This window comes from uncultured Eubacterium sp., assembly GCF_945980375.1.
Classification (GTDB): Bacteria; Bacillota; Clostridia; order Oscillospirales; family Acutalibacteraceae; genus Eubacterium_R.
On the sequence record NZ_CAMFQO010000037.1, the window covers coordinates 1 to 10,110 of the forward strand.

Below are 10,110 nucleotides of genomic sequence, written 5' to 3' on the forward strand. Positions count from 1 at the left end.
TTTATATACTATATATAGTATAATATAAATGTTGAAATTTTATATTTTTTGGAGGTAACTATATGTCAGTTGATAAAAAGATTAGCGATAAAAAATCAGCACTTGAATCTGCTCTTAAACAAATTGAGAAGCAGTACGGTCAGGGTGCTATTATGCGTTTGGGTGAAAGTGCTCATTTGAAGGTTGATGCTATTTCAACCGGTTCTTTAACCTTAGACCTTGCTACCGGTATCGGCGGATTGCCAAAGGGAAGAATTATCGAAATTTACGGTCCTGAATCATCAGGTAAAACAACACTTGCACTTCACTGTGTCGCAGAGTGTCAAAAGCTTGGCGGAGAGGCTGCGTTTATTGATGCAGAGCATGCTCTTGACCCAACATATGCTCAGGCTCTTGGTGTAAATGTTGATTCACTTTTGGTGTCACAGCCTGATAACGGCGAGCAGGCACTTGAAATTACCGAACAGCTTGTAAGAAGCGGAGCAGTTGATATTATTGTTGTTGACTCGGTTGCCGCTCTTGTTCCTCGATCAGAGATTGAGGGTGATATGGGTGATTCACACGTTGGCTTGCACGCAAGGCTTATGTCACAGGCATTGCGTAAGCTGACAGGTGCAATTAACAAGTCAAACTGTATAATAATTTTCATCAATCAGCTTCGTGAAAAGGTTGGCGTAATTTACGGCAATCCGGAGGTTACAACAGGAGGTAGAGCTCTCAAGTTCTACTCCTCAATGCGTATTGATGTTAGAAAGACCGAGCAGCTTAAGGCTCCGGGTAATGAGTTCATCGGTTCTCGTACAAGAGCAAAGATTGTTAAGAATAAGGTTGCTCCGCCGTTTAAGCAGGCAGAGTTCGACATTATGTACGGCACCGGTATAGACAAAATCGGTGAGATAGCTGACCTTGCCGTTACACTTGGTATTGTTAGCAAGGGCGGTGCTTGGTTTACCTACGGAGAAGAAAGATTCCAAGGTAAAGAAAAGTTTAAGGAATATATCAAAGCAAATCCCGATGTTCAGCTTGAGCTTGAAAACAAGATTAAGGGTATGTTAGCGGACAACAGCTCAAATGATACCGAAGAAATTTCTCCGGCAGATGAGCCCGTTGTGTCTGCTGCTCCCGTTACTCAAACAAGGGCTGCTGCAAGAGCAAAGCTTGACATCGCAATTGATGACGACGAGGATTAATGAAAATTTCACATACTAAAGGCAGAGGTAAAAAAATACATCTGCTCCTCGATGACGAATATCAAATAACAACAGATATAGATTTTTGGGCAGAGCATTATTTCAAGGACGGTACTGAAATCACTCAAGAGGAATGGGAAAGTCTAACCGATTCCATATATTATAAAAAGGCTGTTGACAAATGCTATGATTTGCTCTCGAGGCGAGATCATTCCGTTAAAGAGCTGAAAACAAAGCTTCTTCGTACTGTTGATGAAAAAAATGCCGATAAAGCTATTGAAAAAATGCTTGAGCTTGGTTATCTTGATGACGAAAAGTATGCAAGAAATCTTGTTAAATACCTTGCTCAAACAAGGAATATGTCCAAAAATCATATCAAGCAGGAAATGTTCAAGCGTGGTATTCCAAATGAAATAATTAATTCGGTTATGGAGGATTACGAGTTTGACAATGTTTCCTGTGTTGTTGATTTGATTTTGACAAAATACAGGAACAAATTAAACAATGAAGACGGTAACAAAAAGGTTATTGCTTCATTGATGAGAAAGGGCTTTTCCTATTCTGATATAAAAAATGCTTTTTACAGAATAGAAAATGAAGAATACGATTAATGGCAAAGGGTTTTAGTGTAGGTATGATTTCGCTTGGCTGTCCAAAAAATCAAGTGGACGGCGAAGCACTTTTGGCAAAGCTTTCTCAAGCGGGATATAATATAGTAAACACCATTGAGGCTTCAGATGTTATGATTGTTAACACCTGTGGATTCATTGAGGATGCAAAAACTGAAGCAATTGAAACAATATTGGAGGTTGCACAATATAAGGAAGCAGGCCTTATTTCCGCGATAGTTGTTACAGGCTGTCTTGCCGAGAGGTATCAGGATGAAATATTAAAAGAAATGCCCGAGGTAGATGCTGTTATAGGTATAGGTGCAAATGCCGATATTGTGAAGGTTTGCGGTAAAGCATTGTGCGGAATTAAAACCTCCAGCTATCCAAACAAGTGTTATCTTCCTTTAGATGGCGAAAGGGTGCTTTCTACGCCGTCTCATTGGGCGTATTTGAAGATTTCGGATGGTTGTGACAACAAATGCTCATACTGTGCCATTCCCGGCATCAGAGGACGTTTTCGCTCAAGAGATATGGATTCTGTTGTTGATGAAGCGAGGCTTCTTGCATCAAAGGGTGTAAAGGAGCTTATTCTTGTAGCACAGGACACAACTAAGTACGGGCAGGATTTATACGGCGAATACTCGTTGGATAAGCTGCTTAAAAGGCTTGTAAAAATTGACGGAATAGAATGGATAAGGTTGTTTTACTGCTATCCTCAAAGGATTACCGACAGCTTGATTGATACAATAGCAGCTGAAGAAAAGATATGTAATTATATTGATATTCCTTTACAGCATGCAGATAAAAATGTTTTGAAAAGTATGAACAGAGTAGGGGATGCCGAGGAATATAAGGCATTAATCGAAAAGATGCGAAAAGCCATTCCCGACCTTGCATTGCGTACAACGTTTATGGTTGGCTTCCCGGGCGAAACAGAGGAGCAATTTGCAAATTTGTCTGATTTTGTAAAAGAGGTTAAATTTGACAAAATGGGTTGCTTTGCCTTTTCTCCGGAGGAGGATACACCTGCATACGATATGGATAATCAAATTGACGATGATGTTAAAAAGCGTCGTCAGGAAATATTGATGAATACGCAGTTCTATATTACCGAGGCATCAAATAAAAATAGAGTGGGCAATGTTTACAAGGTAATTGTGGATAACATAGATGACGGAAAATATGTCGGCCGTTCTTATATGGATTCTCCCGAAATTGACAGCGGTATAATTTTTACCTCTGATAAAAAAATAAATATCGGAGAATTTGTTTTTGTAAAAATTACCGATTATGACGGATATGATTTGATAGGAGAGTATTATGAATTTACCTAATAAAATTACTGTGTTTAGATTCTTTTGTATTCCTGTGTTGTGGTTGTTTTCTATTTGGCAATTTAGGTATCATTGGGTTGCGGCACTTCTTGTATACTTTGTTGCCTGTGTTAGCGATACAGTTGACGGAAACATTGCAAGAAAGCATAAGCTTGTAACGGATTTCGGAAAGCTTATGGATCCATTGTCGGATAAAGCTTTGGTTCTTGCTGCTTTTCTTATCCAGATTAATCTTGGCGTAAGGACAGACCTGGTCATTATGATAATGATGGCAAGAGAATTCCTTGTTGCAGGTATGCGTATGGCCGCAACTGTTGAGGGCGAGGTTATTGCCGCAAATGTTTTCGGTAAGGCAAAAACATTTATTCAAATGGCATCAACAGGTATGACCTTCCTTTTGTTAGCAATTTTGGAAAAAGACGGAGAAATTATTATTTCTACAAATGGCTTTAATGCGCCTGATTGGCTGAATATTTACTGTACCGTTGCATTTTGGATTTCGGGTATTGTTACAATGTTAAGCGGAATAAAGTATACAATTGACGGTTGGCATTTTATCAAAACAAAATAATACTTGCAATTAATCATTAAAGTGAATATAATGTATATAAAGGCTGTGATTGGGAGAAGTAGTAAACCAAAACCATTCAGAGAGCAAACGGTTGGTGAAAGTTTGTATGGCTTTGCTTATGAAATGCACCCATGAGTTTCTCAAAGGAATTTAGTATTTTGAGACGGCGGCACCGTTATCTGCAAAGGCTATATTGGTAGCTTGAGTATAAATCAGAGTGGAACCGCAGTACTACTGCCTCTGTCGTATGACAGAGGCTTTTTATTTTACCGAAAGGATAATGTTTATGTTTGAACGATATAAGGAGGACATACAGAGCTTTATAGATCACGATCCCGCAACGGAAAACCCGTTTGAAATTATTTTTCTTTATCCGGGCTTTAAGGCGCTTCGTTCTCATAAAAAGGCTCATTGGTTTTATAAGCATAATATGCCGTTTATTGCAAGAGCAATCAGCCAACGCTCTGCCCATAAAACAGGAATTGAAATTCATCCCGGTGCAACTATCGGCAGACGAGTGGTAATTGATCACGGACACGGAATAGTCATTGGAGAAACCGCAGAAATAGGCGACGATGTTATGATATATCAGGGGGTTACCTTAGGCGGTACCGGTAAGGATGTCGGCAAAAGGCATCCTACAATTCAAAGCGGTGTTATGATTGGTGCAGGTGCAAAGGTGCTTGGTCCCATAACAATCGGGAAAAATGCAAAGATTGCCGCCGGAGCCGTGGTTGTAAAGGATGTTGACCCAAACTGTACCGTTGTTGGTGTTCCGGGAGAGATTGTCAGAATTGATGGGGAACGGGTTGACGATTTGGATCAAATTAATATTCCCGATCCGTTGATGAATGCAATAAGGCATAATGAAGAGCAGATTAATAATCTTAAGGAAGAAATAAATAAGCTAAAGGAGTATATAAATGAAGATATTTAACACATTGTCAAGAAGTAAAGAGGATTTTGTACCGGTTGATCCTAATGAGGTAAAGATTTATGCGTGCGGACCGACTGTGTATAATTATATTCACATTGGTAACGCAAGACCTCTTTGTGTTTTTGATGTTCTTCGTAGGTATATGGAATACAGAGGCTACAATGTAAAATTTGTTCAAAATTTTACAGATGTTGATGATAAAATCATTAAGAGAGCAAATGAGGAAAACAGTACCTTTGAGGAAATCTCAAAAAAGTATATTGATGAGTTTTGGATTGATGCTCACGGACTTAATTTTAAGGATGCTACAGTTCATCCAAAGGCAACGGAAAATATTGATGAGATAATCGAAATCATCAAATCCTTGGAGGAAAAGGGATATGCCTACGCTGTTGACGGTGATGTTTATTACAGAACATCGAAGTTTAAGGGTTACGGCAAGCTTTCACATCAGCCTATTGATGATTTGCAGTCAGGTGCAAGAATTGCAGTAGGTGAAAAGAAAGAGGATCCGCTTGATTTTGCCTTGTGGAAGGCTGCTAAGGAGGGCGAACCGTATTGGGATTCTCCTTGGGGAAAGGGCAGACCCGGCTGGCATATTGAATGCTCTGCCATGAACAAAAGATATTTGGGCAACACCATTGATATTCATTGCGGTGGACAGGATTTGATTTTCCCTCATCACGAAAATGAGATTGCTCAATCAGAGGCTGCAAATGATGCAATGTTTTCAAAATATTGGATGCACAATGGATATATTAATGTTGATAATGTAAAAATGAGTAAATCACTCGGCAACTTCAAAACCGTAAGAGAAATTGCAGATGTATACGGATACGAGGTTATCAGATATTTTCTTATTTCATCCCATTATCGTTCACCTATTAATTACAACCTTGAAATAATTGAGCAATGCAAATCTGCACTTGAAAGATTATATAATTGCCGTGAAAGTCTTGATTTTGCAGTAAAAAATGCAAGCACAGATATTCCTGACGACGAAGAAATAATCAAGCTTATTGACAGCAGAAAAGAGCAGTTTATCACTGTTATGGACGACGACCTTAACACAGCCGACGGTATTGCCGCTATCTTTGATTTGGTTAGCGATATTAACACAAAAATCATCAATAAGGATGTATCAAAAAATGTTTGCACCGCTGCTGCAGATATGTTTGATGAACTGACAGGCGTTTTAGGCCTTGTATATAACAGAAAGTCAAACAGCCTTGATGAAGAAATAGAAAAGCTTATTGAGGAGCGTCAGCAGGCAAGAGCCAATAAGGATTGGGCAACTGCAGACAGAATCCGTGATGAATTAAAGGAACAGGGTATTACATTAAAGGATACACCTCAAGGCGTTATCTGGACAAAGGATTAAAGAAAAGGAATGTTATTATGGTTGACAGAAAACGATTTAAGAACGTAGAAATTTCAAGACTTGGTCTTGGAAATATGCGTTTGCCTTGTAAAACACCGATTAAAAGAGAAGCAAATCCGTTAATTGATTATAATAAGGCTCAAGAGCTTGTTGATATGGCTTATGAAAACGGAGTAAACTATTTTGACACCGCCTATATGTATCATGCCGGTAATAGTGAAAAATTCATTGGTCAGGCTCTAAAAAAGTATCCAAGAGAAAGCTATTATTTGGCAGATAAGCTTCCTATTTGGATGTGTAAAAAGCCCGCCGATATGCAAAAGATTTTTGACAAGCAGCTTCAAAGAACAGGTATAGATTGCTTTGATTTTTATCTTCTTCATTCTCTTGACAAGGGAAATTTTGAAAAGTGTGAAAAGTACGGCGCATACGATTTTCTTCTTGAAAAGCAAAAGCAAGGCTTGATTAAAAACATCGGCTTTTCCTTCCACGGTACAATTGATGATCTAAAGGCTATTGTTGCTGCACATCATTGGGATTTTGCACAGATACAGATGAATTACCTTGATTGGAAAAATCAGGATGCTAAAACTCAGTACGAAATATTAACCGAGGCAGGTATTCCCGTTATCGTTATGGAGCCTGTCAGAGGCGGTAAGCTTGCAGATGTTCCAAAGAGGGTAGAGGAGTTGTTTAAGAATAATGCGCCGGATAAAAGTATAGCTTCTTGGGCAATTCGTTTTTGTGCAACTCACGATAATGTACTTACTATTTTGAGCGGTATGAACGCAAAGGAGCAAATGCTTGATAATCTTCAGTCGTTAACCGACTTTGTTCCTATGACAGATGTTGAATTAAAGATTTGTCAAAATGCCGCATCTATCATAAACGAAAGCGAAATTATACCGTGTACAGGCTGCGATTACTGTGCCGATTGTCCAAAGAGTGTAAAAATCAGTACAATATTTGATGTATACAATAAGCTCAAGACAGGAGAGTATACAGCTGAACAGGCAAAGGAAAAATATGCACAGATTGATGTAAATCATACACAGTGCGTTGCCTGTGGAAAATGCAAGGAGCATTGTCCGCAAAGCATTGACATACCAAAGATGTTATCCGAAACAATATCTTCAGTATTCTAAAACAAAAACAGCAAGGTTTTTAACCTTGCTGTTTTTTGTACGTAATAAATTATAACGCGCTAACCAATTCGCTCATATCATACATTCCGGGCTGCTTACCCATCATATAAACTGCGGCATTAACCGCGCCAACGGCGAAAACCTCTTTTGACCTTGCTGAATGAGAGAGTGTTATTATCTCATCTCTTCCTGCGAATATTATCTCGTGTTCACCGACGATTGTGCCGCCTCTGATAGCATGCATACCAATTTCATTTTTAGTACGCTTTTCTCTTTTGGAGTGTCTGTCATATTCATATTTCATTCTGTTGTCAAGCTCGTCGTTAATTGCATCCGCAAGCATTAAAGCAGTACCTGACGGAGCATCAATCTTTTGATTGTGGTGCTGTTCAACAATTTCAATATCAAATTCATCACCGAGCAATGCCGCAGCCTTTCTTGCAAGGTTAGCAAGAAGGTTGATGCCAAGACTGTAATTATATGTGAAGAAAATAGGGCAATCGTTAGATGCGTCTTTTATTTTTTGCTTTTGGCAATCATCATAACCTGTTGTAGCAATTACAAGAGCTGTTTTTGTGCTTTTTCCGTATTCAAGCAAGCTGTCAAGCAATGACGGATTTGAAAAATCAATAACAACATCTGCTTCTTCCTTTACATTTGCAATGCTTTCATAAACAGGAAACGCCGTGTTATTATTATTGTATTTATCTACACCGGCAACAATAGCTACATCATCACGATTGGCAACGATGTTTTGAATAACGCCACCCATCTTTCCGCAGCAGCCGGTCAAAATAATTCTTGTCATTTATAAGTCCTCTTATTTGTTTTTACTTGAGTAATCCGTACTTTTGCATTACGCTCTTAACATATTCGGTATGCTCATCTGTCATATCGCAAAGAGGCATCTTGCAAGGACCGGCAGCCCAGCCCATCATATTGCACGCGGCCTTAACGGGAATAGGATTAACCTCTACAAACATTGCATTTGCAAGCTCAAGGTAGTAAGCCATCATTTCTGTACACTTGTTTGCATCGCCGTCAAGATAAGCCTGAACCATATCGTGAGTTTCCTGTGGGCAGATGTTTGCAAGAACAGAGATAACGCCCTTACCGCCGCAAGCCATAACTGCAGGGATTTGGTCATCGTTACCGCTCCAAATGTTAAGCTCATCTCCGCAAAGTGCTCTGATTTGCATAACCTGACTGATGTTGCCTGATGCTTCCTTTACACCGTTAATTCTCGGAAGCTTTGACAATTCCTTAAGTGTTTCCGGTGCAATGTTTACACCTGTTCTTGAAGGAACATTGTAAAGAATAATCGGCACATTCGTAGCGTCGTGATACATTGTGTAGTGCTTAATAAGACCCTTTTGTGTGCACTTGTTGTAGTATGGTGTAACAAGAAGCAAAGCATCAACACCGTATTCACAAGCCTTTATAGCCAAATCAAGTCCGCATTCTGTGTTGTTTGAGCCGGCACCTGCAATAACAGGTACTCTGCCGTTAACATAGTCTACGCAGAACTTGATAGCTTCAAGGTGGTGAACGGTGCGAAGTGTTGAGCTTTCGCCTGTTGTTCCGCAAATAACAATAGCATCTGTACCGTTGTCGATTTGCCAATCAATAAATCTCTTAAATTCATCATAATTTATGCTGAAATCATCATTCATTGGTGTGATGATAGCAACAGCAGAACCGGTAAATACAGGATTCTTCATATCAAAATTCTCCTTATTAATAATTAGTCAAAATAACCTTCAGCGGCAAGAAGCTCTGCAAGTAATACTGCACCGCCTGCGGCACCGCGAAGAGTGTTGTGAGAAAGACAAACAAACTTATACTGATATTGTGTGTCCTCTCTGAGTCTGCCGATAGAAACAGCCATTCCGTTTTCAAGCATACGCTCTGTATGGATTTGCGGTCTGTCAGGCTCTGTAAAATAGTTGAGGAATTGCTTTGGTGCTGACGGAAGCTCAAGCTCCTGAGCTCTGCCCTTAAAGCTGTTCCAAATCTCAATCATATCGTCCATTTCAGGCTTCTTTTCAAAGTTTACAAACACAGCTCCGAGATGTCCGTTTGAAACAGGAACCCTGATGCACTGTGCAGTAAAGTTTGGCTTTGTTGCATTTTCAATATGATCGCCTTCGATTTTACCCCAAAGCTTAAGAGGCTCTTTCTCGCTTTTTTCTTCCTCGCCGCCAATGTACGGAATTACATTGTCAATCATTTCTGGCCAAGTTTCAAATGTTTTACCTGCACCCGAAATTGCTTGATATGTACAAACAAGAACATCCTTTACACCGTATTTTTCGTGAAGAGGGAAGAGAGCAGGTACATATGACTGAAGTGAGCAGTTTGATTTAACTGCAATAAATCCACGCTTTGTACCGAGTCTTTTTCTTTGCTCCGGAATAATGTGGATATGCTCTGCATTAAGCTCAGGCACAACCATAGGAACATCGGGCGTAAATCTGTGTGCAGAGTTGTTTGATACAACAGGGCACTCGTGCTTTGCATATTCCTCCTCCAATGCTTTGATTTCGTCCTTTTTCATATTTACCGCACAGAAAACAAAATCAACCATTGATGTGATTTTTTCAATATCATTTGTAGCATCCATTACTACCATATCTTTATACTTATCTGCAAGTGGAGTGTCCATGCACCATTTAGAGCCGATAACCTCGCCGTAAGGCTTACCGGCAGATCTTGAAGATGCAGCCAATACCACAACATTAAACCAAGGATGATTTTCAAGCAGGGTCATAAATCTTTGACCAACCATGCCTGTGGCACCTACTATGCCAACATTAAATTTTTTCATAAATAATTCTCCTTAAGAACTTGTATTATTTATTGTTTTGCAATATAATAGACAAAGTGCTATTGTTAGCAAATAATTTAGTATATATCTGTCTCTTATACACATCTTGACGCT

General features: G+C 39.4%; 10 protein-coding genes and 1 other annotated feature. Of the genes, 7 read left to right on the plus strand and 3 right to left on the minus strand.

Going from position 1 to position 10,110, the window contains the following annotated elements:
- Positions 1-62 precede the first annotated feature (62 nt).
- The 7 genes from recA to Q0P34_RS07880 all read left to right on the plus strand — a co-directional run bounded on the left by recA (position 63) and on the right by Q0P34_RS07880 (position 7,169).
- Positions 63-1,190 carry a recombinase RecA gene (gene recA / locus Q0P34_RS07850; RefSeq protein ID WP_294955182.1) on the plus strand — a complete coding sequence of 376 codons (1,128 nt, stop codon included), beginning with the start codon at positions 63-65 and terminating at the stop codon, positions 1,188-1,190.
- Complete coding sequence (locus tag Q0P34_RS07855; protein WP_294955185.1) at positions 1,190-1,801, plus strand: regulatory protein RecX; 612 nt, start codon at positions 1,190-1,192, stop codon at positions 1,799-1,801. The genes recA and Q0P34_RS07855 overlap by 1 nt, the downstream gene beginning before the upstream one ends.
- Positions 1,801-3,135 (plus strand): 30S ribosomal protein S12 methylthiotransferase RimO, encoded by a 1,335-nt coding sequence (gene rimO, locus Q0P34_RS07860; RefSeq protein ID WP_294955187.1) that lies wholly within the window; start codon positions 1,801-1,803, stop codon positions 3,133-3,135. The genes Q0P34_RS07855 and rimO overlap by 1 nt, the downstream gene beginning before the upstream one ends.
- Entirely contained in the window at positions 3,122-3,706 is a 585-nt protein-coding gene (gene pgsA / locus Q0P34_RS07865; protein ID WP_294955189.1) for a CDP-diacylglycerol--glycerol-3-phosphate 3-phosphatidyltransferase, read from the plus strand. The genes rimO and pgsA overlap by 14 nt, the downstream gene beginning before the upstream one ends.
- Positions 3,707-3,742: 36 nt before the next feature.
- Positions 3,743-3,951, plus strand: a binding site (T-box leader).
- A 2-nt stretch (positions 3,952-3,953) separates the two neighbouring features.
- Positions 3,954-4,643, plus strand: coding sequence for a serine O-acetyltransferase (cysE, locus tag Q0P34_RS07870; protein ID WP_294955191.1), 690 nt, complete (start codon positions 3,954-3,956; stop codon positions 4,641-4,643).
- Positions 4,630-6,024 (plus strand): cysteine--tRNA ligase, encoded by a 1,395-nt coding sequence (gene cysS, locus Q0P34_RS07875; protein WP_294955193.1) that lies wholly within the window; start codon positions 4,630-4,632, stop codon positions 6,022-6,024. Before cysE ends, cysS begins: the two co-directional genes overlap by 14 nt.
- A 17-nt stretch (positions 6,025-6,041) precedes the next feature.
- Positions 6,042-7,169, plus strand: a complete 1,128-nt coding sequence (locus Q0P34_RS07880; RefSeq protein WP_294955195.1) for an aldo/keto reductase — start codon at positions 6,042-6,044, stop codon at positions 7,167-7,169.
- Positions 7,170-7,218: 49 nt separating this feature from the next.
- On the opposite strand, the gene dapB is transcribed toward Q0P34_RS07880, so the two are convergent.
- From dapB to asd, 3 genes are read right to left on the minus strand one after another with little or no spacing between them, the layout of a single operon-like run.
- Entirely contained in the window at positions 7,219-7,977 is a 759-nt protein-coding gene (dapB, locus tag Q0P34_RS07885; protein ID WP_294955197.1) for a 4-hydroxy-tetrahydrodipicolinate reductase, read from the minus strand.
- Positions 7,978-7,999: 22 nt separating this feature from the next.
- Positions 8,000-8,890, minus strand: coding sequence for a 4-hydroxy-tetrahydrodipicolinate synthase (gene dapA, locus Q0P34_RS07890; RefSeq protein ID WP_294955199.1), 891 nt, complete (start codon positions 8,888-8,890; stop codon positions 8,000-8,002).
- A gap of 23 nt (positions 8,891-8,913) precedes the next feature.
- Positions 8,914-9,996 (minus strand): aspartate-semialdehyde dehydrogenase, encoded by a 1,083-nt coding sequence (gene asd / locus Q0P34_RS07895; protein ID WP_294955201.1) that lies wholly within the window; start codon positions 9,994-9,996, stop codon positions 8,914-8,916.
- Positions 9,997-10,110: the final 114 nt, after the last annotated feature.